Annotated in this window: 16 protein-coding genes and 1 other RNA gene; 8 read left to right on the top strand and 9 right to left on the bottom strand. The window is 70.2% G+C overall.

All coding sequences use genetic code 11. From position 1 onward, the window contains the following. The first annotated feature begins 34 nt into the window (after positions 1-34). Entirely contained in the window at positions 35-2,947 is a 2,913-nt protein-coding gene (locus FGD71_RS21315) for a glycoside hydrolase family 3 protein (RefSeq protein WP_240436697.1), read from the top strand. 89 nt (positions 2,948-3,036) lie between these two features. Here FGD71_RS21315 and ssrA read toward each other — a convergent pair. The 5 genes from ssrA to ftsE all read right to left on the bottom strand — a co-directional run bounded on the left by ssrA (position 3,037) and on the right by ftsE (position 6,991). After that, positions 3,037-3,432, bottom strand: a transfer-messenger RNA (tmRNA) gene (gene ssrA / locus FGD71_RS21310). A 134-nt stretch (positions 3,433-3,566) separates the two neighbouring features. Further along, positions 3,567-4,046, bottom strand: coding sequence for an SsrA-binding protein SmpB (smpB, locus tag FGD71_RS21305; protein WP_119102087.1), 480 nt, complete (start codon positions 4,044-4,046; stop codon positions 3,567-3,569). Between the two features lie 18 nt (positions 4,047-4,064). Continuing rightward, entirely contained in the window at positions 4,065-5,231 is a 1,167-nt protein-coding gene (locus FGD71_RS21300) for a S41 family peptidase (RefSeq protein WP_119102086.1), read from the bottom strand. Between the two features lie 67 nt (positions 5,232-5,298). After that, on the bottom strand, positions 5,299-6,216 hold the full coding sequence (ftsX, locus tag FGD71_RS21295; RefSeq protein WP_119102085.1) for a permease-like cell division protein FtsX: 918 nt from the start codon (positions 6,214-6,216) through the stop codon (positions 5,299-5,301). Positions 6,217-6,301: 85 nt separating this feature from the next. Continuing rightward, entirely contained in the window at positions 6,302-6,991 is a 690-nt protein-coding gene (gene ftsE, locus FGD71_RS21290) for a cell division ATP-binding protein FtsE (protein WP_119102084.1), read from the bottom strand. 250 nt (positions 6,992-7,241) lie between these two features. Between ftsE and FGD71_RS21285 the strand changes: the two genes are divergently transcribed. After that, positions 7,242-7,433, top strand: a complete 192-nt coding sequence (locus FGD71_RS21285; protein ID WP_119102083.1) for a hypothetical protein — start codon at positions 7,242-7,244, stop codon at positions 7,431-7,433. 225 nt (positions 7,434-7,658) lie between these two features. On the opposite strand, the gene FGD71_RS21280 is transcribed toward FGD71_RS21285, so the two are convergent. The 4 genes from FGD71_RS21280 to FGD71_RS21265 all read right to left on the bottom strand — a co-directional run bounded on the left by FGD71_RS21280 (position 7,659) and on the right by FGD71_RS21265 (position 13,317). Next, positions 7,659-8,288 carry a PT domain-containing protein gene (locus FGD71_RS21280; RefSeq protein ID WP_119102082.1) on the bottom strand — a complete coding sequence of 210 codons (630 nt, stop codon included), beginning with the start codon at positions 8,286-8,288 and terminating at the stop codon, positions 7,659-7,661. Positions 8,289-8,614: 326 nt separating this feature from the next. Next, positions 8,615-9,721 carry a peptide chain release factor 2 gene (prfB, locus tag FGD71_RS21275; RefSeq protein ID WP_119102081.1) on the bottom strand — a complete coding sequence of 369 codons (1,107 nt, stop codon included), beginning with the start codon at positions 9,719-9,721 and terminating at the stop codon, positions 8,615-8,617. Positions 9,722-10,190: 469 nt separating this feature from the next. Beyond that, on the bottom strand, positions 10,191-11,459 hold the full coding sequence (locus FGD71_RS21270) for a serine/threonine-protein kinase (protein WP_119102080.1): 1,269 nt from the start codon (positions 11,457-11,459) through the stop codon (positions 10,191-10,193). A gap of 205 nt (positions 11,460-11,664) precedes the next feature. Further along, positions 11,665-13,317 carry a serine/threonine-protein kinase gene (locus FGD71_RS21265; protein WP_119102079.1) on the bottom strand — a complete coding sequence of 551 codons (1,653 nt, stop codon included), beginning with the start codon at positions 13,315-13,317 and terminating at the stop codon, positions 11,665-11,667. Between the two features lie 394 nt (positions 13,318-13,711). Here FGD71_RS21265 and FGD71_RS21260 point away from each other — a divergent pair, with 394 nt between their 5' ends. The 6 genes from FGD71_RS21260 to FGD71_RS21235 form a co-directional block, all read left to right on the top strand. Continuing rightward, positions 13,712-17,878, top strand: a complete 4,167-nt coding sequence (locus tag FGD71_RS21260) for an FHA domain-containing protein (RefSeq protein WP_119102078.1) — start codon at positions 13,712-13,714, stop codon at positions 17,876-17,878. 197 nt (positions 17,879-18,075) lie between these two features. Further along, a complete protein-coding gene (locus FGD71_RS21255) occupies positions 18,076-19,467 on the top strand; it encodes an ABC transporter substrate-binding protein (protein ID WP_119102077.1) in 1,392 nt (463 codons plus the stop codon). A gap of 9 nt (positions 19,468-19,476) precedes the next feature. Next, positions 19,477-20,835, top strand: a complete 1,359-nt coding sequence (locus tag FGD71_RS21250) for a carbohydrate ABC transporter permease (protein WP_119102076.1) — start codon at positions 19,477-19,479, stop codon at positions 20,833-20,835. Between the two features lie 83 nt (positions 20,836-20,918). Beyond that, positions 20,919-21,761 (top strand): carbohydrate ABC transporter permease, encoded by an 843-nt coding sequence (locus FGD71_RS21245; RefSeq protein WP_240436702.1) that lies wholly within the window; start codon positions 20,919-20,921, stop codon positions 21,759-21,761. Positions 21,762-21,908: 147 nt separating this feature from the next. Further along, positions 21,909-24,215, top strand: a complete 2,307-nt coding sequence (locus FGD71_RS21240; RefSeq protein WP_119102074.1) for a bifunctional glycosyltransferase/CDP-glycerol:glycerophosphate glycerophosphotransferase — start codon at positions 21,909-21,911, stop codon at positions 24,213-24,215. A gap of 71 nt (positions 24,216-24,286) precedes the next feature. Next, a partial coding sequence (locus FGD71_RS21235; RefSeq protein ID WP_140935922.1) for a class I SAM-dependent methyltransferase occupies positions 24,287-25,138 on the top strand: 852 nt, incomplete at its 3' end.

The raw sequence follows: 25,138 nt of genomic DNA, 5'->3' as shown, positions 1-25,138 counted from the left end.
CAGAGAGCGCAGACAGCACAGACAGAGAACCACTGTGAGACGGACCACCCCCGTCCTGACCCTGGCCCTCGCGATGGTCGCGGGACTGGGCGTCACGGCCACCGGGACGGCCGCGGCGGACGACCCCGCGTACGCCTTCCGCGATCCGAAGCTCTCCGTGGACCGGCGCGTGGACGACCTCCTCGCCCGGCTCACCCTCGACGAGAAGATCTCCCTGCTCCACCAGCACCAGCCCGCGATTCCACGCCTCGGCGTCAAGTCGTTCAAGACCGGCACCGAGGCCCTGCACGGGGTCGCCTGGCTCGGCGAGGCCACCGTCTTCCCGCAGACTCTGGGGCTCGCCTCGACCTGGGATCCGTCACTGATCAAGCGCGTCGGCTCGGCGGTCGGCGACGAGACGCGAGGCTTCCAGCAGGAGCGGCCGGCCGGCTGGGGCCTCAACCTCTGGGCGCCCGTGGTGAATCCGCTGCGCGACCCGCGCTGGGGGCGCAACGAGGAGGGCTACTCCGAGGACGCGTATCTGACGGGCGTGATGGCCACCGCGTACGGCACCGGCCTGACCGGCGGCGACCCCGACCACCTCAAGACGGCCCCGACGCTGAAGCACTACCTGGCCAACAACAACGAGGCCGACCGCACGACCACGTCCTCCGACCTGCGCCCGCGCGTCCTCAAGGAGTACGAGGAGCAGGCCTTCAAGCCCGCGATCGAGGCCGACGCGGCCACCGGCGTGATGTCCGCGTACAACCTCGTCAACGGCCGCCCCGCCACGGTCGATCCGGCGCTGAACGACGAGGTGCGCACCTGGTCGGATTACGACCTCCTGAACGTCACCGACGCCTACGCGCCCAACAACCTGATCTCCACCGGCAGCCAGAAGTACTTCGGCACCCTGGCCGAGGGGAACGCCGCCGCGCTGAAGGCGGGCATCGACAGCTTCACCACGGACGACACGAACTCCGCGCCGACGACGAACGCGGTCAGTTCGGCCCTGTCCACAGGACTGTTGAAGGAGTCCGACGTCGACACGGCGGTCCGGCACATCCTGAGCATCCGCGTCCGGCTCGGCGAATTCGACCCGGGCGGCGGGAAGTACGGTTCCATCGACAAGTCCGTGGTCAACAGCCCGGCGCACCAGAAGCTGGCGCGCAAGGCGGCGGCCGACGCGGCCGTGCTGCTGAAGAACGACAACGCCCTTCCCCTGAAGGCCTCTTCCGGCAAGAACGTCGCCGTCGTCGGCCCGCTCGCCGACACCCTCTACACGGACTGGTACTCGGGCACCCTGCCGTACGCGGTCACGCCGAAGGAGGGCATCGCCGCGAAACTCGGCACGCCGGTGGCGAGCAGCGAGGGCGTGGACCGGATCACGCTGAAGAACGTGGACACGGGCAAGTATGTGACGGCGGGATCGGACGCCGACGGCGAGGTGCTGAAGGAGAGCGCCGGATCCGTGGGCACGGCCGGCCAGTTCGACATCTTCGACTGGGGTGCCGGCCTCGTCACGCTGAGGTCCGCCGCCAACGGAAAGTACGTCGGCTACAACTGGTCGAACTTCGTCAACGACCAGGTCCAGCCCGGTGGCTGGTTCGTCCAGCAGCAGTTCGCGCCCGAGCGGCAGGACGACGGCACGTACCTGCTGCGCTACGCGGGCTACGAGACCAAGGAGCCCTGGTGGTCGAACCCGGTCTACCTCGGCCCGACCGGTGACGACGGCACGCTCGGCCTGGTTGCCAAGACGGAGGCCGCGCACTACACGAAGGACGTCGTCCGCAGCGGCGCCGACGAGGCCGTGGCCGCGGTGAAGGGCAAGGACACGGCCGTGGTCGTGGTCGGTTCGATGCCCGCCATCAACGGGCGCGAGAACAACGACCGTACGGACATGGGCCTGGCCCCCGCGCAGGAGGCCCTGGTCAAGGCGGTGCGTGCGGCCAACCCGAACACTGTCGTGGTCGTCGAGAACAGCTATCCGACCACACTGGGCGACCTGCGGAAGGAGGTCCCGGCCCTGCTGTGGACGACCCACGCGGGTCAGGAGACCGGCAACGCCCTCGCCGACGTCCTCTTCGGCGATGTGAACCCGGCCGGACGGCTCACCCAGACCTGGTACCAGTCCGAGTCCGACCTGCCGTCGATCCTCGAGTACGACACCATCAAGTACGACCGCACGTACCAGTACTTCAAGGGCGACCCGCTGTACGAGTTCGGCTACGGGCTCTCGTACACCTCCTTCCGCTACGGGAAGCCGAGGCGCGTCGACGGCGGTTACGAGGTCGCGGTGACCAACACGGGCCGGCGGGCCGGTGACGAGGTCGTGCAGCTCTACACCCATCAGCGCGTCTCGCGAGACAAGCAGCCGCTGAAGCAGCTGGAGGCCTTTCAGCGGGTGTCGCTGAAGCCGGGGCAGACGAAGACGGTGAAGCTGCCGCTGAAGACCGGGGATCTCGCGCACTGGGATGTCACGCGGTCGAAGTGGGTGGTGGAGAGCGGCACGTACGACGTTCTCGTGGGCGCGTCGTCCGAGGACATCCGGTCTCGTACGTCGCAACAGGTGCGTGGGGAGACCATTCCCGCGCGGGATCTTTCGCGGGTCACCCGGGCCGAGAACTTCGACGACTACGCGGGCGTGCGGCTCGTGGACGAGTCGAAGGCGCGGGGCACCGCGGTGGGGGCTTCGGGGGACGGGGCCTGGCTGAAGTTCGCCGATTCCCACCTCGGTGGGGGTGTGTCGAAGTTCGGTGCGCGGGTGGCGGGAGCGGCCGGGAAGGTCGAGATCCGGCTCGGATCGCCGACGGGCACACTGGTGGGCACGGCTCAGGCCGGCGGCACCGGGTCGCCGTACACGTACGAGACCGTGACCGCCTCGCTGTCGAGCGCCGCCAAGGGCCGTCAGGACGTGTACCTGGTGGTGAGCGACGGCATCCGCCTGTCCACGTTCTCGCTGAGGTGAGCCGCGGATCCAACTGCCGGTGAGAGACGGAGAAAACGACGAAGGCCCGGTGGTCGTCATGACCACCGGGCCTTCGTCTCACATGAGGATCGTGGAGATGGCGGGAATCGAACCCGCGTCCAACGGTGCGGAAGGAGGGCTTCTCCGTGTGCAGTTCGCTGCGCTTTTCTCGGCCCCGGCGATCACGCGAACAAGTCGCCGACGGGCTCAGTCACTGTTTGATTTCCCTCTGGGCCCCGTGACCGGGCTCAGAGGTTTAGTCCCCTAGCTGATGCCAGGATCCGGGTCGGGAACACTCCCGGGCTGACACTCCCATCAGAGAGGCTTCGCTTCGCTACTTAATCAGGCAGCGAGGGCGAAAGCCTGGGGAGAATCGCTCTTAGAATTGGCGATTATTTGTTTCGGCCTGTGGTTTACGAGATCATGGCCGCTTCCTCGACACGCTTCCCCTGCTTCGACAGCCGCTGTCGAAACCGATCATCCCCATGTTGATTTTTCAATACCCGCACCCGCTGTGGGGTGCAGGGCCCATCGTACGTGACCAACGAGGGCAGGTGCCAGCGTATTCCCGGGGCGTCCGAACCCTCCAGGGTGTCCGAACGTCCGGGGTGCCCAGGGGCTACGCCCTCTGTCGCCGCCGAACCGCCGCCACGGCACGGTCCGTCTCCCGCCGGTCCTGCTTCTCGCGGAGGGTCTGCCGCTTGTCGTACTCCTTCTTGCCCTTCGCCAGCGCGATCTCGATCTTTGCCCGGCCGTCCTTGAAGTACAGCGCGAGGGGCACGATCGTGTGACCCGTCTCCTGGGACTTCGACTCCAGCTTGTCGATCTCCTCACGGTGCATGAGGAGCTTGCGCTTGCGTCGGGCGCTGTGGTTGGTCCACGTCCCCTGGCTGTACTCCGGCACGTGCACGTTGTACAGCCACGCCTCGTGCCCTTCCAGCGCGATGAACCCGTCGACCAGCGACGCCCGTCCCTGGCGCAGGGACTTCACCTCGGTCCCCATGAGCACCAGACCGGCCTCGTAGGTGTCGAGGATGTGGTAGTCGTGCCGCGCCTTCTTGTTCTGCGCGATCAGCTTGCGCCCTTTTTCCTTAGCCATAGTGTGGCCATTTTCGCACTACGAGGGGCCCCCGAGGCCACTCAATACCGCCTCGGCCCGCTTCAGGGCGCTCTCCTCGACCTCGAGGTCGGGGGTGATGCCCCGGCCGTCGACCTTGCGCCCGGAGGGAGTGCGGTAGTGGCCGACGGTCAGCTCGGCGACAGAGCCGTCGGGCAGCCGTCTCGGCATCTGGACCGAGCCCTTGCCGAAGGTCTTGGAGCCCACCACGACCGCGCGGCCGCGGTCCTGCAGGGCGCCGGTGAGGAGCTCGGCCGCGCTCATCGTGCCGCTGTCCACGAGCACGACCAGGGGCCTGGAGGTGTCGCCGCCCCGCTCGGCGTGCAGGGCGCGCTGCTCGCCCCGTACGTCGTACGTCGCCACGAGGCCGCCGTCGAGGAAGGCGGAGGCGGCGGTGACGGCCTCGGTGACCAGGCCGCCAGGGTTGCCGCGCAGGTCGAGGACGATCCGGGCGCCCGCGGCGGCATCGGCCACGGCGGACCGTACGAGGTCACCGGAGCCCTTGGTGAAGGCGGCGGCCTTGATCACGGTGACGCTGTCGGCGAGCTCGCGCACCGTCACGGAGTCCGTGGGCAGCTTCGCCCGGCGCAAAGTCTCGTTCCACGCGCGCGTGCCGCGTTCCAGGCCCACGGAGACGGCCGTGCCGGCGGGCGCGTCGGTGGCGTCCCCGCGCAGTAATGAGACGACCTCCGTCACCGGGCGGCCGTCGACACGTTTGCCGTCGACGCTGCGCAGCCGGTCGCCCTTGCGGATCCCGGCCTCGGCCGCGGGCGAGCCGGCCCGTACCCGGGTCACCGCGATACGTCCGTCGCGCTCACGCCGGGCCCAGAGGCCGACGCCCGTGTACTGGCCGTCGAGGGCTTCCTCGAACTCCTCGTACTCCCCCGGTGAGTACACCGCGCCCCAGCGGTCGCCGCTGCGGCTGACGGCGCGCTCGGCCGCCTCCACGGGCGACTTGCCGTCGGCCATCGCCTCGGCCGCGGCGTCGGAGACGTCCTCGTGGTGTCCGGCGAATGCCGAACGGCCGGAGGGGGAAGGGGACTTCCGGTCGAAGCCGTCGAGACAGCCGGTCGTGGCGCCGGTGGCCAGGACGCTCGCGACGACCAACGTCAGGGCGGCCCCGCGGCGAACGCGGCGGGGCGGACAGAACAGGTCTCGACCTGACATGCCGGTGAGTCTAGGACAACGCAAGGGGTCGTACCGCTGGTTGGCGGGACGACCCTCTTGGCGTGCGTCACACCTTCAGGTACTTGCGCAACGCGAAGAACGCGGCCAGCGCGGGCATCACCAGACTCGTGGCGAGGATGAGCGGCAGCTTCGCCAGGACCGCGTCCCAGCCGATGAAGTTGATCAGATTCAGCTTCTCGGACAGGGCGAGGCCGTGGTCGATGATGAAGTAGCGGGCGACCAGCAGGAAGCCACAGGCGACACCACCGCCGATGAGTCCGGCGACGGCGGCCTCCATGATGAACGGCGCCTGGATGTAGAAGCCGGAAGCGCCCACGAGCCGCATGATGCCGGTCTCACGGCGACGGCTGAACGCGGAGACGCGCACCGTGTTGACGATCAGCATCAGCGCGACGACGAGCATCATCGCCATCACCGCGCGGGCCGCCCAGTTCATGCCGTTGAGCAGCCCGAAGAGATTGTCCAGGATGCCCTTCTGGTCCTGCACGGACTGAACGCCGTCACGGCCGTCGAAGGCGGTCGCGATGACCTGGTACTTCTCCGGGTCCTTCAGCTTGACGCGGAAGGACTCCTGCATCTGGTCCGGGGTGAGCGAGCTGGCCAGCGGGGAGTCGCCGAACTGCTCCTTGTAGTGCTTGTACGCCGCGTCGGCCGACTCGTGCTGGACGTTCTCGACGACCGACATCTTGCCCAGATCGCTCTCGATCTGCTTCTTCTGCTCGGTGGTGACCGCCCCCTTGGCACAGTTGGGGTCGGACTCCGCGTCGCTCTTGTTGCAGAGGAAGATCGAGACGTTGACCTTGTCGTACCAGTAGCCCTTCATCGTGTTCACCTGATCGCTCATGAGGAGCGAGCCGCCGAACAGGGCGAGGGAGAGGGCGACGGAGACGATGACCGCGAAGGTCATCGTCAGGTTGCGGCGGAGACCGACGCCGATCTCCGACAGGACGAACTGGGCACGCATGGCGTCTACTCAGGCCTTTCCATGGGACATCTGCATGAGGGTCCCTTCCGCTCGAGCGGGATCGAGAGCTGGGGGGAGATGGCGGTCAGTGCTGGTAGCCGTAGACGCCGCGCGCCTGGTCGCGGACGAGACGGCCCGTCTCCAGCTCGATGACTCGCTTGCGCATCTGGTCCACGATGTTCTGGTCGTGGGTCGCCATCAGGACGGTCGTGCCCGTCCGGTTGATGCGGTCGAGCAGCTTCATGATGCCGACGGACGTCTGCGGGTCGAGGTTTCCGGTCGGCTCGTCGGCGATCAGCAGCTTCGGCCGGTTGACGAAGGCGCGGGCGATGGCCACGCGCTGCTGCTCACCACCGGAGAGCTCGCCCGGCATCCGGTCGTCCTTGCCGCCGAGCCCGACGAGGTCGAGCACCTGGGGCACGGACTTGCGGATCTCGCCGCGCGATTTGCCGATGACCTCCTGCGCGAAGGCGACGTTCTCGCCGACCGTCTTGTTCGGCAGCAGCCGGAAGTCCTGGAACACCGTCCCCAGCTGCCGGCGCATCTGCGGCACCTTCCAGTTGGAAAGGCGCGCGAGGTCCTTGCCCAGGACGTGCACCTGGCCGTGGCTGGCCCGCTCCTCGCGGAGGATCAGCCGCAGGAAGGTGGACTTTCCGGAGCCGGAGGACCCCACCAGGAACACGAACTCACCCTTCTCGACCTCGAGGGAGACATCCCTGAGGGCTGGGCGGGTCTGCTTGGGGTAGACCTTGGAGACGTTGTCGAATCGGATCACGGATGCACCACGGGTCGCCGGGGGTAGGTGAGCGTGACCATACGCGAACCCGGCGCGAGAGCGCAGTCGCCGGTCGTCGTTGCGCGAGGCTTGCGCGTTTTGTCACCTAACGGAAGGGCTCGAACGCGTCAGGACCGGGCAGGATAAGGCGAGCCGCGCCGAAATCCGTGGAACCTGGCACAGTGGAGGGGGAACGTTCACGTTCCTGGAAGCGTTGTGTACGTGAATCCGGCGCAAGGAGGGCGAGCGCATGACGTACGACCGGTTGGTGTGCGCGAACTGTGCCGCGCCCGTGAACGAAGGCCGCTGCCCGGTCTGCCGCGCGAACAGGGAGCGACTGCAGCAGGAGAGCCCCTTCGCGGGTCTGACGCCCATGGCGCTGATCGCGCTGCTGGCCGTGCTGATCGCGGCGGTGGCCCTGCTGGCGCACCAGACCGCCTAGGACGGGCGAGAGCGGCGTACAGGGCGATGCGGACCGGGGGACGGACGTGCGCCGGCACCCGCCCACGAGGTGCGCGTGATCCATGACGACGAAGCGTGACGAGAACGACGTCACGAGATGACGCAACTCGAACGAGAAGCCAACGAGAAGGGCCCGGAGCATTCAGCTCCGGGCCCTTCTCGCGTACGTGCTACCGCCCACGCACGGCGACGGCTATGACATCCGTCACGCAGCGGCGCCGCGGCCGTTCATGAGGCGGGGCAGCAGACGGAAGCCGACACCGCCGGCGATCATCGTGGCCGCACCGATGACCAGGAACGTGGTCTCGGCGGCACCCGTCTCGGCGAGCTCACCGTCGCCGGTGCCCTGGGCGGAGGGGTTGGAGACCTGCTGCTCCGAGCCGGTGTCGGTCAGGCTCTCCTTGCCCTCACCCTGCTCGACGGGCTTGGAGCCGCCGTCGGGGTCGGTGTCGTTGCCGCCACCGTTGCCACCGCCATTGTTGCCACCGCCGTTGCCGTTACCCGGGTCGGTCGGCTCGTCGGTCGGCTCGTCAGTCGGCTCCTCCGTAGGCTCGGTCGGCTCCGCGGTGGGCTCGTCCGTGGGCTCCTCCGTCGGAATGTCCGTCGGCACATCCGTCGGAATGTCCGTCGGCTCGTCCGTCGGCTCGTCCGTCGGGTCAAGACCGACGCCGACACCGACACCGTTCTCGTCGGCACTCGCGCCGACGCTCAGACCGCCCACCTCGACGCCGACATCGAGGGCCGAAGCGGCGCCCGCGGCGGTCAGCGAAGCACCGGCGGCGATCACCGTACCGGCGGCTATCCGCGCGACACGGATCCGCGTCTTCTTGGTCATCTGCTTGCTACCCCCAGTAGCTAATCGTGAATGGAGCAGCGCCCGGGGCCGCGATGTCGGAGCGACTTTGAAAAGCCCCCCGGTTCACATGCGCCCCAGAGATACGCATGCCGCTCGTTACCCTTCCCACTTTTCAAAGCCTCGTCAAGGTCGTTGCGACCGCGATGTCCCGATCAAGGCCATTTGACCGCAGGGACGACATGTGAGTGTGACGTAAAACCCAGACATCCGGCTACACAAAGGGCAACTGCCCTCCGGTGGAGGACAGTTGCCCTGTCGACAAAGCGACGCGTGCGAACGTCGCCTTTTCTTCCTTCTTTGTGCGCCTACTTCTCCTGCTGCTTGCGCCAGCGAATTCCGGCCTCCAGGAAGCCGTCGATCTCGCCGTTGAACACGGACTCCGGATTACCGACTTCGTGCTCGGTGCGCAGGTCCTTGACCATCTGGTACGGGTGCAGGACGTACGAACGCATCTGGTTGCCCCAGGAGTTGCCGCCGTCGCCCTTGAGGGCGTCCATCTTGGCCTGCTCCTCCTGCCGGCGCCGCTCCAGCAGCTTCGCCTGCAGAACGTTCATGGCGGTGGCCTTGTTCTGGATCTGCGACCGCTCGTTCTGACAGGACACCACGATTCCGGTGGGGATGTGGGTCAACCGCACGGCGGAGTCGGTGGTGTTGACGCCCTGACCGCCGGGCCCGGAGGACCGGTACACATCGACACGCAGTTCGGACTCGTCGATCTCGATGTGGTCGGTCTGCTCGACGACGGGCAGTACTTCCACGCCCGCGAAGGAGGTCTGCCGACGCCCCTGGTTGTCGAAGGGCGAAATACGCACGAGCCGATGCGTGCCCTGTTCCACCGACAACGTCCCGTATGCGTACGGGATCTGGACGGCGAAGGTGGTCGACTTGATGCCGGCCTCTTCCGCGTACGAGGTTTCGTAGATCTCGGTCTTGTAGCCGTGCTGTTCGGCCCAGCGCAGGTACATGCGCTGGAGCTTCTCGGCGAAGTCCGCGGCGTCGACGCCGCCGGCCTCGGCGCGGATGTTGACGACCGCCTCACGGGAGTCGTACTCCCCCGACAGCAGCGTCCGGACTTCCATCTCGTCCAGCGCCTTCTTGACGGCGGCGAGCTCGGTCTCCGCCTCGGCGCGGGTGTCCGGGTCGTCCTCCTCCTCGGCCATCTCGAAGAGCACGCCGAGATCGTCGATCCGGCCGCGCAGGGCCTCGGCCTTGCGGACCTCCGCCTGGAGGTGGCTCAGTTTGCTGGTGATCTTCTGTGCTGCTTCGGGGTCGTCCCACAGGGACGGCGCTGCCGCCTGCTCCTCGAGCACGGCGATATCTGCCCTCAGCTTGTCGAGGTCCAGGACGGCCTCGATCGACTCCATGGTCGAGGAGAGGGACTTGAGCTCTTCGGATACATCGACAACTGCCACACCCCCAGCGTAACGGCTCCGCCAAGCGGGTCAGGCCGGTGCGCTGGGCTGCGCGTCTGCTGGGCCGGGGGGTTCCCTTCCCCCACCCCACCCCTTCCCGAAACAGGGGGCTCCGCCCCCAGGCCCCCATACCCGCAGTCGCCCTCGGGCGTGAGGGGGGTGGGTGGGTTTCGTACTTCGGCTGCGGTCCGGCCGTGGCTGGTCGCGCAGTTCCCCGCGCCCCTGACGGGGCGCCCCACTCGCCCTCAGGCACCCAGCGAACCCTGGAGGGGCGCACCCCCACGCTCCCGCAGTCGCCGACGCACGGGAGGGGTCGTGTGCCGGTGCGTCATCGCCCGTCGCGTAGGGCTTGTCTCAGGAAACCCGCACCTCTTACCAACCCCGGGTCGTACGCCCCCGCGGCGACGGGCGGACGCATCGGCACACGACCCCGACCCACCCACCCAGCGACAGCGAGAGCGGCAGCGCGTCACGGTGAAGCCGGTGCCGAGTTTTTCGTGTCTTGGGGTGTCGCGTCCGCGTTGTCGCCGGAGGTGGCGACCCAGGTGCCGACGCCGATCGCCGCGGCGAGTACCACAGCCGCCGTACCGAGAGTGACGCGGCGACGCCGCGCCATGGCACGGTGCCGAGCCGATCCGGGCCGCGGTGCGCCGGAGGCACGCGGCGCGCGGGCCGTGCCGCGAGCGCCGCCGGCCAGCTCGTCCGGTGCCGGGACACGCATGCTCGTGTGCGTGTCCCGGTTCGAGTCGGGCGCAGCCCCCCGCACCAGCGGCACGGCCCCCCGCCTCACCCGCTCACGCTCGCTCTCGCCCTGAGCGCTCGATACCCCCGCAGCCTCCGACTCCGGCTGCGACGCCGCGTCGTACGCCCCCTCCGCCTCCGACTCCGGCTCGTCCACATCCAGCGGCGGCATCCCCGCCAGCACCGGCAGCTGCTCCCGCAACCGCACCCCCAGCTCGGACGCCCGCAACCGCGACGCCGGCGCCTTGGCCAGACACTGCACGATGAGCTGCCACAGCTCCTCGGGGATGCCAGGAAGCGGAACCACCGTCTCCGTGACATGCCGGCGCAGCACCGCCCCCGGATGACCGCCACCGAACGGCGTGAAGCCCGCCAGCAGCTCGTACAGCACGGTCGCGAGCGCGTAGATGTCGACGGCGGCCCGAGGAGGCAGCCCCTCGATGATCTCGGGCGCCAAGTAGTCCGGCGTACCGATGATCTTCGTCGCCCGAGTCCGCCGCGGCGAGTCGATCAGCTTCGCCACTCCGAAGTCCGTCAGCAGCGCAGGATGCGCCCCGCCGGGCCCGAGCGGACCCTGCATGTCCAGCAGCACGTTCTCGGGCTTCACGTCCCTGTGGACGACACCCGCCGCGTGCGCGGCCGCGAGCCCGTCCGCGACATCGGCGACGATGGCGACCGCGGCCTCGGGTGCCAGCCGCCGATCACGGTCGAGCCGCGTCCGCAGATCGGTACCGCGTACGAGGTCCATGACCAGCGCGAGGTCGTTGCCGTCGACGACGAGGTCGCGCACGCCGACGACGTGCGGGTGGTCGAGACCCAGCAACGCCGTACGCTCCTGCACGAAACGCCCGACGAGCTCCTGGTCGGACGCGAGGTCCTCACGCAACAGCTTGATGGCGACGGGCCCTTCCGGCCCCTCGCCCAGCCACACCGTGCCGGCACTGCCCCGCCCCAGAATCTGGTGCGCGGTGTACCGGCTGCCGATCTTCCGTGCCAAGACTGCTCCTACGGACGCGTGTTGTCGCTAAAGCTACGCGCACGCAGACCCAAGCTTCACTCCGGAGGCAGAAATCACCCGCCAGGTGTCGACAAATCCCCAGAACCGCACTGCGGTTCTGGGGATTTGAAGGGCCAAGAAGGGCCAAGAAGGAGCAAGCCGGGACAGGCAGGGAGCAAGCGGGAGCAAGGAAGAGTAAACGGACCTACAGGCCGAGCCGGGACCCGGAACCAGAGCCCTCACCCAGTTTCCCGATCCACCCGGACACCGTGCTGAACAGGTCCGAGAGCTGGTCCCAGTACCCCTTGGTCGTCCCGATCCACTCCTGAAGTGGGCTGAACTCCCAGATCAGCCACCCGGCCACGAACAGTATGACGATCGTGAACAGGCATCCCTTGAGGCATCCCAGCCCGGGGATCTTCATCGGGTTGGCGCTGCGCTGCCGCGGCTCGCGCGGCGGGCGGGGCTCGCGAGGCGGACGCGAGGAAGGCTGCTGGGGCTGCGGCGGCGGAGCGTACCGCTGAGGCTGCTGCGGCTGAGGCGCGTACTGCTGGGGCCGCTGCGGAGGCCGCTGTCGCGGCTGCTGCTGAGGCTGCGGCTGCTGCTGCGGGCGCGCGACCTGCCGCTGCGGACGCCGCCGCAGCGGATCCTCGTTCGGGTCGAGATACGACTGGACCTGCGTCTGCTCATTGCGGTCGCGGGCCGCGCGCAGCTGGTTCTGCCAGGGGTGCGGGTCCTCCGGCCCCCCGGGCGGCTGCTGCGGCGGCTGCTGCGGCATCACCGAGGTGGGATCGGAGGCACCGCGGCGAGGCAGTACGGAGGTGGGGTCGGCGGCGCCGGTGTGCGGCAGGACGCTGGTCGCGCCGTTCGGGTCGTACGAACCGGCGCTGTGCGGCAGCACCTGTGTGGGGTCGGCGGCGCCGGAATCGCCGGGGACGGCGGCGGGCGCCGGGTCCGGAGCGAGCAGCGCGCCCACGCCCTCGGCGGCGGCGATCTGCGCGGAACTCGCGTGCACGCCGACGCCCTCGGCGACCGCACGGAGGCCGCGCGCGAGGTTCTCGGCGCTGGGCCGTTCGTCCGGGTTCTTGCGCAGGCAGCGCTCGATGACCGTCCACAGGGGGTCGGGGATCGTGGAGGGACGGCGCGGTTCGGCGCTGAGGTGCTGGTGGAGCACCTCCAGGGCGGAGCCGCCGCCGAACGGCGGACGGCCGGTGACCAGCTCGTACAGCATGATTCCGGCGCCGTAGACGTCGACGGCGGAGGTCTGCGGGCGGCCCTCGGCGGACTCGGGGGCGATGTACGCGGGCGTGCCCACGAACTCGTGGGTGCGGGTCAGGCCGGGAGAGTCGGCGAGCCGGGCGATACCGAAGTCCGTCAGCATCGGGTGCATCTGCCCGCCGTCCTGCTTGAGCAGGACGTTCGCGGGCTTCAGGTCGCGGTGCACGACGCCGTCGGTGTGGCTCGCGGCGAGCGCGTCGGCGACCTGGGCGGTGAGGAGGGCGGCGGCGACGGGCGAGAAGGGCCCGTTCTCCCTCAGGTAACGGTGCAGGTCAGGGCCTTCGACCAGGTCCATGACGAGCGCGAGCAGGTCGCCTTCGACGACTAGGTCACGTACCCGGACGATGTTCGGGTGTGTGAGGCGGAGCAGGACGGACCGCTCGCGCAGGAACCGCATCACGACGTCCGCGTCGTTGGCGAGCTCCTCCTTGAGGACCTTGATCGCCACGGTCTCGCCGGGCTGGCCGGGCACAGCCGCCTCGGCCCCCGCGGTCTCCCTCTGGCGGGCCCGCCAGACGGTGCCTGTGGCGCCGCGCCCCAGCGGCTCCTCAAGGAGGTACTTGCTCCCTACCGGCCGCACGTCATGCGCTCCCTGCTGATTGCTTGGCTGGTCTCCACCGTTGCTACGGGTGTTCCGACCCACTGTAGTGCCGCCGAACCTGGCACCGGGCTTTCGCCGTCCTGTGGATTACGTGGGGCGTTCACGTCCGTTTCAGGCAAAGACGCTCACGCCCGGTCGGTTGGTTGCCGGACCTCGACGTGACCGATCTCAACCGGGCACCGGTCAGGCACTTTTGCGGGCAGAGCCGACCAATCAAGATCACTTGCCGGTGGGTGAGGGGCGGGTTGTCAGTGGCAGGTGCGAGGATGCCTCCAGTACTGGCCGACGTGCCCGACTGAGGTGGGGGGTCTGCGGTGGGGATCGCAGCGCAGCCTCGTCGCGGGCGCCCGCGCAGAAGGGACCGCTGACGGCGATGCAGATCCGGCTGACCGTCGTAGACCCGCTGGGGACGCGCTCCGAGGGGCGCGCCGCGTCCTGCGACGTGCTGGTGACGGCGCCCGCCGGGACCGCGCTCGCCGCGGTGGCCTCCGGACTCGTCTCGGCGATCGGGGGCGAGGGTCCCGGTGTGCTGTTCGCGGGAGCGGAGCGGCTCGACGCGCAGCGCTGCACGCTCGGTGAGCCGCCGCTGATCGACGGCGCCGTGCTGTCCGTGGGCTCCCCGGCGGAGCCCGGCCCCGAGGTCGACGCGGCCGCGGCCCGGCTCCATGTGGTCACCGGGCCCGACGCGGGCGGCGTCCACCTGCTGCACGGCGGCCGTATCGACATCGGCCGCTCCGCCGACGCCGACGTTCCCCTGGACGACCCGGATGTCTCCCGCCTCCACTGCGCCGTGACGGTCGCCGCGGACGGCCGGGTGTCCGTCGCGGACCTCGGCTCCACGAACGGCACGACGCTGGACGGCGCGCATGTGCGCGAGCACCCGGTGCGCTTGGCTCCGGGGGCGCTGCTGCGGGTCGGCGAGTCGACACTGCGGCTCACGCGCGCGGGAGACGCGACGGTCATACGGGAGACGGCGGCGGACGGGGAGGGGCATGTACGGGTGCTGCCGCACGCGCGCGAGGGGAGCGGGAGCGGTGGGGGCGGCCCCGCCTCCTTAAGGGCAGCCGGGGACGCCTCCCGCACCCCTGGTACCACTCCTGGCGCTCCCGCCTCTTCGCCGCCCGGCGCCACCCATCACGGCTACGGCACGGCGGGGTGGGGAGCCGCGGAAGACAGCACGCCCGGGCCACACGGGCACGGCTCCGTGGAACCGCCCGTGGTACCCGGCCAGGGCGGGGCGCCCGAGATCGAGAGCACCGGGACGGGCACTACGGACCGGACGGACGGGGGCACCAGGAAGGACACCCCGACCAGGGGCACGACGGCGCCTCGCCTGCCACGCAAGCGCGGCGGGCTCTCGGCCTGGGCCCGGCGGCTCGCGGGCGCCCGCGGCGAGCAGTCCGCGGCGACGGAGTCCGAGAGCCGCGACGTCAGGGGCGAGGGCGCCGAGCACGAGGCGCCGTCTGCCGAGACCGTCGCGGCTGCCGCACGGGAGCCGGAGCGGTGGCCCGACCCGGCCGCGCTCCTGCTGGCCGCGCTCGGACCTGGCCCGCGGCTGTGGGAGCGCGATCCCGGGCACCCCGAGACGCTCACCGTGCGGCTCGGTACGGCGGACCGCAGTGCGCCCGACGGGTCGGGACTGCTGCCCGCGGTGCCGGTGACCGCGGGGTTGCGGGAGGTCGGAGCGCTGGGCCTGGCCGGGCCGCGGCCCCGCCTCTCCGGGCTCGCCCGCGCCGTGGTGGCGCAGCTCGCCGCGCTGCACTCTCCCGACGCGCTGGAGATCGTTCTGATCAGCACGGACCGCTCGCGCCCCGTGGAGGAGCGCATCGCCGAGTGGTCCTGGCTCGGCTGGCTCCCGCACCTGCGCCCCGCCCACGGCCAGGACTGCCGCCTCCTCCTCGCCTACGACCGCGAACAGGCCGCGGCCCGCACGGAGGAACTGGTCCGCCGGCTGGAGGACCACCTGACCGATGCGGGCCGTCGGACCACCGGGCGTTCCTCATACCCCGGGACCACGACGGCGGGGCACGAGCCCGGCCCCGGCGCCACCTCACCGGACACCACCGGCGCCGACGCGACGAGTACCCGCCCGGAGAAACCCGCCCCCTCGGGCACCGACTCCGCAGCACCCGCCGACCAGGCCACCGGCCCGGCCCAGCACACAGGTGACCAGCGCGGCGACAGAGACAGCGACAGCGCGAACCACCGCACCCGGCGGACCGCCGACAACGCCCACCCGGGACACCCGTCGGACGACCGCGACCGGGCGCGCTCCGCGGCACCCACCGGCCCGACCCGGCACGCCAATGGCCGGCATGGTTACGGCGAGGGAGACGGCGACGGCACGGGCCACCTGTCCGCTGCGACCACCGCCGGTGCACACCGGACCGGCGAGCAGCGTGACCACAGCGACAGCGGCCAAGGCAACGGCAACGGCAACACCGCAAGCGATCGACCCGGCGCCCACGCCGACCGGTCCCCCGGCCCGACAGCCCGGCACTCCAGCGACCAGCACACCACTGACCACGGCGGCCACGCCGACGGCGCCAGACCGGGGCACCCGTCGGACGACCACGGCGGGCCAATCTCCGGTGGGCCCGCCGAAGGCGCCCACCCAAGCCACCACCCGTCGGGCGAGCTCGACCATGCCGACGGCCACGGCTCCCGGGTGTACGCCGCCGGCCACGACAGCTCCTCCTCCACCCACCTGGGAATCTCGATCGGCAGCGTGTCGGCCGAGGGCGAGCTCCCCGCGGGCAGCCCCGCTGCTCGTGGGCGGGATCGCCGGCCTTCCTGGGCGCGGGACGACGAGCCGGGCGAGACCGGGTGGACGGGCCCGTTCACCGTGGTCGTGGTGGACGGGGACCCCGGGCCCGCCACGGTGCGGGAGGCCGTGTCGCGGCTGGCGGTCGAGGGGCCGCGGGCCGGGATCCACGTCGTGTGTCTCGCCGAGACGGCGGCCGCGTCGCCCGCCTCACCGGTGACGGAGACGTACGAGGCGGCCTGCGCGGTCTCGTCGGCGTTCCGGGACTGCGGAGCCGTCGCCCTGCTCAGCGGGGACGTGGCCACGGCGCTGCGTCTGATGCGAGTGGCGCGGACGGCGCGGGTGACGCGGGACGACCCGGCCGGACCGGCCGGACCGACCGGACCGGCCGGCCCCGTCGGTCACGGCACCGTGGCCACCCTCGACGCGGTGTCCATGGCCTGGGCCGAGCGGTTCGCGCGGGCGCTGGCTCCCCTGCGCACGGACGGCTTGCCCGGTGAGGGGCACGCGCGCGTGTCAGCGCCGCTGCCTCAAGCGGCGCGGCTGCTCGACGAGTTGGGGCTGGCACGCGCCACGCCGGCCTCGCTGATGGCCCGCTGGGCGGACGCGGCCGACGACACGCAGGCGTTCGGCGGGCGCGCCGTCGCCGTGCTCGGCGCCGGGCCGCGCGGGCCCGCCTGCGTGGACCTCGCGGGCGAAGGGCCGCATCTGCTGATCGAAGGGCCTTCGGGCAGCGGGCGTACGGAGCTGCTGCGCTCCGTCGCCGCGTCGCTCGCCGCCGCGGAGCGGCCCGACCGGCTGGGGATCGTGCTCGTCGACGGGCGGGACAGCACCGGAGGCAGCGCCGCCGCGCGCGGGGACGGGCTGCGGGTCTGCACCGACCTGCCCCATGTCACCACGCATCTCGCGGCCCACGACCCGGTTCGTATGCGGGAGTTCGCCCAGTCCCTCGCCGCCGAGCTGAAGCGCCGCACCGAGCTCCTCGGCCGCCTCGACTTCGCCGAATGGCACACACAGCAGCAGCTGTCCGGCAGCCTCGTGAGTCAGCGCTCGGCGAAGGGTTCGAACGGTTCGAACCTTTCGAAGGGCTCGAAGGGGGCGAAGGGGGCGAAGAGTTCCACTCCTGGCTCCGCCTCCCCTGCCCCGGGCGCCGCCGACCTCGACGCGCCCCCGAGCGCCACCCTGCGCCTGCGCCCCGCCGCCGAGCGGAAGCGGACGGCGGACGCGGGGCCGCCGCTCCCCCGGCTCGTCGTGATCGTCGACGATCTGGACGCGTTGCTCTCCCCCGCGCTGGGCTCACCGGGACGCCCGGCCGCCGGATCGGTCGTACGGGCGCTGGAGGCCGTGGCGCGGGACGGCGAGCGTCTCGGAGTGCATCTGGTGGCCGCCACCGCGGGCGGAGCCCGTACGGCCGATACGGAGCTGGCCCGGCGGGCCACGCTGCGGGTCGTGCTCGAAGCGCCCTCGTCCGGCCCCGAGGAGCCCGCGCCCGGCCGTGGACGCCTCACCCGTACCGGTCACGGTGCCGATGCCGGGGCCGGTGTCCAGGGCCCGCCAACTCCCTTCCAGGGAGGCCGAGTCACGGGGCGCATCCCGCGCACGGCCACGGTGCGTCCCACGGTCGTCCCCCTGGAATGGGACCGCATGGGCGACCCGCCCACCCGCCGTCCCGTACGCGAACTGGGCAATGGGCCGACGGACCTCGCGCTCCTCGCCAGCGCCCTGGAGCGAGCCGCCCGCTCCGTGTCGGCCACTGAGGTGCCGTCACTGCTCTGAGAACTCTGAGGACCCGTCCGCACAACTCGCCAGTCTTGGCAGGCATTCTGACGCGGCCTCAGCATGACTCAACGTCACGACGCGGTCACGATCACCCTCTTGACAGCGCAGGCGCTCTTGCCGCCGCCAACGGGTGGGGCGTACACCAAGAGCGCACGGGACAGCGCTCGTACGTTCGACGAAGAACGGGGCAAGTCATGCGCAGCACATTTCGTATACGTAGGCCGCACAGGAAAAGCAGGGCCGCGAAGGCCGCGGCCGCCGTCGTCGCGGGGGCGATGGCGCTCACGCTCACCGCTTGCGGCGGCGACGGCGACAACAAGGACGACAAGGGAAGCGACGGCGGCGCGACCAGCAAGGCCCCGACCGTTGAACTCCCCAAGCTCGACGGTCAGAAACTGGAGGTCGCGGCCGTCTGGACCGGCCCCGAGCAGGAAAACTTCACCAAGGTGCTGGACGAGTTCGAGAAGCGCACCGGCGCCGAGGTCAGCTTCGTGCCGACCGGCAACAACACCTCCACTTTCCTGGGCACGAAGATCCAGGGCGGCAAGCCGCCGAACGTGGCGTTCCTGCCGCAGGTCGGCGTGTTGCACCAGTTCGCCGAAAAGGGCTGGATCAAGCCGCTGGGCAGCGAGGCACAGGCGCAGCTCGACAAGAACTTCTCGGCGGGCTGGAAGGACCTGGGCGCCTACGAGGGCAAGCAGTACGGCGTGTACGCGAAGGCCGCCAACAAGTCCCTGGTCTGGTACAACACCGCGGCTTTCGAGGCCGCGGGGATAGCCGGGGAACCGAAGACCTGGGACGAGTTCGTCCAGACGGCGCAGACGCTGTCCGACGCCGGTTCGCCCGCGGTGTCCGTCGGCGGCGCGGACGGCTGGACCCTCACCGACTGGTTCGAGAACATCTATCTCTCGCAGGCGGGTCCGGAGAAGTACGACCAGCTGGCCGAGCACAAGATCAAGTGGACGGACCCCTCCGTCAAGGAAGCCCTGACCACCCTCGCCGAGCTGTGGGGCAAGGACGAACTGCTCGCGGGCGGCACCAAGGGCGCGCTGCAGGCGGAGTTCCCGAAGTCCGTCACGCAGACGTTCAGCGGCGACACCCCGGCCGCGATGGTCTTCGAGGGCGACTTCGTCGCGGCGAACATCAACGCCGACACGAAGGCCAAGATCGGCACGGATGCCAAGGTCTTCCCCTTCCCTGCGGTCGGTGACGAATCACCGGTGGTCAGTGGCGGTGACGCGGCCGTGGCGCTGAAGGACGACAAGGGCTCGCAGGCTCTGCTGACCTTCCTCGCCTCGACCGACGCGGCCGAGATCTGGGCGGCGCAGGGCGGCTTCATCTCCCCCAACAAGGAGATGGACCTCAAGGCGTACAAGGACGACGTGACCCGGGACATCGCCAAGGCGCTGCTCGCCGCGGGCGACGACTTCCGCTTCGACATGTCCGACCAGGCCCCGGCGGCGTTCGGCGGCACACAGGGCCAGGGCGAGTGGAAGGGGCTGCAGGACTTCCTGAAGGACCCCTCGGACGTCGCGGGCGCGCAGAAGGCGCTCGAGACCTCCGCGGCCGCCGCCTACAAGGACTGACGGCAGGCCATGTCGTCGCAGGCGGCAATGGCGGGGGGCCCGGCCGGTCCGGTGCCCCCCGCCGGAAAACGCAAGAGCGTGATGGGTACCCGGCCGTGGGTGGCAGGCCTTTTCCTGCTGCCCGCGCTGGTGCTGCTCGGTGCGCTCGTGGTCTACCCGATCGGGTACTCGGCGTGGCGGAGTCTGTTCGACGCGGACGGCTCCGGTTTCGTCGGCCTGGACAACTACGGCGAGGTCTTCACCAACGACGCCACCCTCACCGCCGTCAAGAACACCGCGATCTGGGTGGCGGTCGCGCCGGCCCTGGTCACGGCGCTCGGCCTGATCTTCGCCGTGCTGACCGAACGGGTGCGGTGGGGCACGGCGTTCAAGCTGATCGTCTTCATGCCGATGGCGATCTCGATGCTGGCTGCGGGCATCATCTTCCGTCTGGTGTACGAGCAGAACCCGGACCAGGGTGTGGCCAACGCCGTGGTGGTGGGGGTCCACGACGCCTTCGCCGACTCGTCCGTCTATCCGAACGCCCGTCCCTCCCAGGTCAGTGACCTCAAGGCGTCCGGAGGCGGCGCCTTCACCTCGCGGGGCACGGTCAGCGCGGGCACCCCCGCGTTGCTGCCGCTGGTAGGCATCGCGCCGAACAAGCTGCCCGACGATCCGGCGGACGCCAAGGCGCCGACGGCCAAGGCGGAGGCCGGCCGCATCTCCGGCACCGTGTGGCTGGACTTCAAGCTGGGCGGCGGCGGTGAGAAGGGCGCCGTCGACGCGGGCGAGAAGGCCTTGAAGGGCATCAAGGTCGAGGCCGTACGGGACGGAAAGGTGGTCGCGAGCGCGTCCACCGGGGCGGAAGGCACGTTCACGCTCCCGAAGTCCGCCGACGGTGCCCAGCTCCGGCTGCCCGCCGCGAACTTCGCGGCGCCCTACAACGGCATCGAGTGGCTCGGCCCGACCCTCGTGACTCCGGCCATCATCGGCGCGTACGCCTGGATGTGGGCGGGCTTCGCCATGGTGCTCATCGCGGCGGGTCTGGCGGGTGTGGACCGCAACCTGCTGGAGGCGGCACGGGTGGACGGCGCCAACGAATGGCAGGTGTTCAGAAGGGTCACCGTCCCCCTCCTCGCGCCCGTCCTGGTCGTCGTCCTCGTCACGTTGATGATCAACGTGATGAAGATCTTCGACCTGGTCTACATCATCGCCCCGCAGCCCACTCAGGACGACGCCACCGTGCTCGCCCTGATCATGTACAACGCGTCGTTCGGCGGCGGCGGCAACTTCGGTCTGGGCAGCGCGCTCGGCATCATCCTGCTGCTGCTCGTCCTGCCGGTGATGTTCGTCAACATCCGCCGACTGCGAAGGGAGCGTCAGCGGTGAGCGCACCCTCCGTACCTTCTTCCGTACCTCCTTCCACGCCCGCGAAAGAGACACCGCCTCCGGCCGGACCGCCGGAGCGCTCGATCGCCGCCCGGATCTCCAGCGGGGCGGCCGGCGGAGTGCTGCGGGTCTTCCTGATCCTGGTCGCGCTGCTCTGGGTGACACCGACGGTGGGGCTGCTCGCGTCGTCGTTCCGCGATCCGACCGACATCGCGGCCAGCGGCTGGTGGGAGGTGTTCAGCAAGCCGGCCCAGCTCACCACCGAGAGCTATGCGTCGCTGTTCGAGAACGACGACGTCACCAGTGCGCTGGTCAACACCGTGTGGATCACCGTGCCGGCCACCTTGCTCGTCGTGCTCGTCGGGGCCATGGCCGGGTACGCGTTCGCCTGGATGGACTTCAAGGGCCGTGACTGGTGGTTCGTGCTGGTGGTGGCGCTGCTGGTGGTACCGGTGCAGGTGGCTCTGATCCCGTTGTCCGAGCTGTTCGGCACGCTCGGGATCTTCGGCGACATCATCGGTGTGGTGCTCTTCCATGTGGGCTTCGGTCTGCCGTTCGCGATCTTCCTCCTGCGGAACTTCTTCGCGGAGATCCCCCGGGAACTCCTGGAGGCGGCGCGGCTGGACGGGGCGGGCGAGACCCGGCTGTTCGCCACGGTGATCCTGCCGCTCGGCGCGCCGGCCATCGCCTCGCTCGGCATCTTCCAGTTCCTGTGGGTGTGGAACGACATGCTGGTGGCCCTGGTGTTCTCGGACTCGCAGTCGCAGCCGTTGACCGTCGCACTGCAGGCGCAGACACGGCAGTTCGGCGGCAACATCGAGATCCTGGCGCCCGGCGCCTTCATCTCCATGGTGATCCCGCTGGCCGTGTTCTTCGCCTTCCAGCGGCAGTTCGTGTCCGGCGTGATGGCGGGGGCGGTGAAGTAGCACTTCAGGAGCATCAGTTGAGGGGCGGACCGGCATCGGCCCGCCCCTCGCTGCTCCCTGGGGTCCCCCATATGCCACATCTGGCGTAACCACATCACTCCTTCGGCCGTTCCGGGCAGTATGCCCGCGCCGCCCGAAGGATGTCCCTTGCCCCGGTTCAGTGTCATCGTCCCCGCATACAAGGTGCAGGCATACCTGCACACATGTCTGTCGTCCGTCCTCGAACAGTCCTTCACCGACCTCGAGTTGATCGCGGTCGACGACTGTTCACCGGACGCGTGCGGCACGATCATCGACGAGTTCGCGACCCGCGACCCGCGCGTACGGCCCGTGCACCTCAACGAGAACGGGGGCCTCGGACGGGCTCGCAACGCCGGGATGGAGCGCGCGACCGGCGACTATCTGATCTTCCTGGACGGCGACGACGAGCTCACCCCGCACGCGCTGCGGGCGATCGCCGGCAGGCTGGCGGCGACCGAGGATCCGGACATCCTGGTCTACGACCACGCGCGCACGTTCTGGTCGGGTGAGACCGTACGCGACGTCCGGGCCGCGCAGCTCACCGAAGAGGGCAAGCAGCCGTTCCGGCTCGACGACCGGCCGGGGCTGCTCAAGATCCGCACGGTGGGATGGAACAAGGCGTACCGCCGGGAGTTCATCGAGCGGGAGGGTTTCACTTTCCCTTCCGGTCACTGTCCGGACACCGCCTGGACGTACCCAGTTCTGATGGCCTCCGAGACCATCGCGACGCTCGACCGCGTCTGTGTCCACAACCGCCAACGACGCCAGGGGAGCATGCCCGGCGCGGAGAGCCGCGCGCGCCTCGACATCTTCGACCAGTACGACCGCCTCTTCACGTATCTCGACGACCACCCCGAACTGGCGCACTGGCGCCCGGCCCTGTTCCGCCGCATGGTCGGCCATCTCTCTGCCGTGTTCCGAGGGCCCGGAAAGCTGTCGCACGACGACCGGCCCGAGTTCCTGATCAAGTCCCGTGCGCACTACGGCCGCTACCACGTGCCGGGCGGCGTCCCGGCCCCGTCGCGCGAGTGGCTGCGGCACCTGCTCGTACGCCTGGGCAGCCACCGCGCCTATCGCACCCTGTGGGTGGCGGACCGGGTGCGGAGAGGGACGGCGGCGCTCGGTACGGCACTCTTCCGTGGTGTTCGGGCCGCCGCGCTCCGGCTGCACTACTGGGTCCAGCGCCTGCTGCCCGTGCGCGCCGACCGCGCCGTGTTCTCCAGCCACGGCGGACGCGAGTACGGCTGCAACCCCGGTGCGCTGGAGGACGCCTTCCGGGCCCACGCGCCGGGCATCCGCACCGCGTGGATCGCGGCGCCCGAGCACCACCACACGGTCCCGACCCCGACGCGCAAGCTGCGGCCGGACACCGCCGCGTACTGGACGGCGCTCGCCCGCTCCAGGTACCTGGTCGGCAACGTCCCCTTCGACCGCCGGCTGGTCAAGCGCCGGAGGCAGATCATGGTCCAGACGCAGCACGGCACCCCGCTCACACACATGGGCCTGGACCTCCGGGAGCACCCGGCGACAGCCCGCGACACGGACTTCGCCGAGCTGCTGCGCGGCGCCGACCAGTGGGACTACTGCCTGTCCGGCAACCGCCACTCCACGCTCGTCTGGGAGCGCGCCTTCCCGTCCGACTACACGACGCTCGAGTTCGGCAGTCCGCGCAACGACGTCTTCCAGCGGGCGACTTCGGTGGATGTGGCCCGGCTGCGCGAGACCCTCGGCATCCCCGAGGGCAAGATCGCCGTCCTGTACGCACCGGCGCACCGCGCCTACCGCCGCTCCCAGCGCAGCACCCTCGACCTGGAGCGGGTGCTGCGCCGGCTCGGCCCGCGCTTCGTGCTGCTGACACGCGCGCATCACGCGTACGGCCCCCCGCTCACCCCGCAGAGCGCCGGCCGGCTGATCGATGTGTCGGAGCATCCGAGTATCGAGACGCTCTGCCTCGCCTCGGACGTGCTGGTCACCGACTACTCGTCGCTGATGTTCGACTACGCCGGCCTCGACCGGCCGATCGTGATCCACGCGGACGACTGGGAGACGTACGAGGCGGCACACGGCACCTACATCGACCTGCACACGTTCCCGCCGGGCGCCGTCGCGCGCAACGAGGACGAACTGATCGACATCTTCGCGACCGGCCACTGGCAGGGTTCGCGCTCCGCGCAGCTGAGGGCCGCGTTCCGGGAGCGCTTCTGCCCGTATGACGACGGGCGGGCCGCGGAGCGTGTCGTACGCCATGTCGTGCTCGGTGAAACCGCCGGGCTGCCGACCGTGGTACCGCTCGACGAGCGCCATCCGGTGCCGTCGGCGGCGGACAGCCCGCCCCGGTCCCTCGGCTCCTCGTCCACCGAGGATCCGGTCACCTTACTGCTCGCCTCCGTCTCGTCATCCGGCGTTTCGCTCCCCACCGTTGACGGTTTCTGAACACGCCCGAGCCCCACAACCCCCCCACGCACGCGCAGGAAATCCATAAGTCCCCGTTTTACGGAGTACTCATGACCGCCACCACCGAACTGCCCCGTCCCAAGGCCCTGTCGGAGGTCAAGGGCTGGTTCCGTCCTGTCGACCAGCAGTTGTTCGACTGGTTCCTGTCCCGTCAGCTCGATCACCAGCAGCCCGGCAACCTGCTCGAACTCGGCGCCTACATGGGCAAGAGCGCCATTTTCATGGCCTCCTACCTGCGCGAAGAGGACGCCTTCACGGTGTGCGACCTCTTCGACTCGCCCGCTGAGGACGCCGCCAACGACAAAGAGATGAACAAGTCGTACTCGACGCTGACCCGGCGGGCCTTCGAGGCCAACTACCTGGCGTTCCACGACAAGTTGCCCGAGGTCATACAGGCCCCGTCCTCGGTGGTCGCCGACCGGGTCGAGAAGGACAGCTGCCGCTTCGCGCACATCGACGCCTCGCATCTGTACGAGCACGTGCACGCGGACATCGAGGCGGTGCGCGACATCCTGCTGCCGGACGGCGTGGTGGTGCTCGACGACTACCGCGCCGAGCACTGCCCGGGCGTCGCCTGCGCCACCTGGGGGGCGGTGGCCACCCACGGGCTGCGCCCCATCGGCGTGACGGGCACCAAGTTCTACGGCACCTGGGGTGACCCGGAGCCGCACCGCGACGCGCTGCTCGAGTGGCTGTCGGGTCGTACCGACATGTGGCACGAGGTCCAGCAGGTCGCGGGGTACGGGATGATCCGTATCGACGGCAAGAAGGCGACCGAGCCCGCGCAGCCCGTGTCCCGGCACGCCAAGGCTCCGACGCCGGCCGTCGGCGCCTCGAGCGCGCCTGCGTCGGCGGCGGCCGCGCGGTCCCAGCGCCCGGACGCCTCGCGGCCGGTGCCGGCC

It is taken from the genome of Streptomyces sporangiiformans, from assembly GCF_005768555.2.
GTDB lineage: Bacteria > Actinomycetota > Actinomycetes > Streptomycetales > Streptomycetaceae > Streptomyces > Streptomyces sporangiiformans.
This window is presented reverse-complemented; position numbering and strand designations above follow the sequence as displayed.

Excerpts from the sequence above, each read along its gene's own strand:
- smpB (WP_119102087.1), bottom strand. The coding sequence starts at position 4,046 with ATGGCTAAGGAAAAAGGGCGCAAGCTGATCGCGCAGAACAAGAAGGCG.
- FGD71_RS21300 (WP_119102086.1), bottom strand. The coding sequence starts at position 5,231 with ATGTCAGGTCGAGACCTGTTCTGTCCGCCCCGCCGCGTTCGCCGCGGG.
- ftsX (WP_119102085.1), bottom strand. The coding sequence starts at position 6,216 with ATGCGTGCCCAGTTCGTCCTGTCGGAGATCGGCGTCGGTCTCCGCCGC.
- FGD71_RS21285 (WP_119102083.1), top strand. The coding sequence starts at position 7,242 with ATGACGTACGACCGGTTGGTGTGCGCGAACTGTGCCGCGCCCGTGAAC.
- FGD71_RS21280 (WP_119102082.1), bottom strand. The coding sequence starts at position 8,288 with ATGACCAAGAAGACGCGGATCCGTGTCGCGCGGATAGCCGCCGGTACG.
- FGD71_RS21260 (WP_119102078.1), top strand. The coding sequence starts at position 13,712 with ATGCAGATCCGGCTGACCGTCGTAGACCCGCTGGGGACGCGCTCCGAG.
- FGD71_RS21255 (WP_119102077.1), top strand. The coding sequence starts at position 18,076 with ATGCGCAGCACATTTCGTATACGTAGGCCGCACAGGAAAAGCAGGGCC.
- FGD71_RS21250 (WP_119102076.1), top strand. The coding sequence starts at position 19,477 with ATGTCGTCGCAGGCGGCAATGGCGGGGGGCCCGGCCGGTCCGGTGCCC.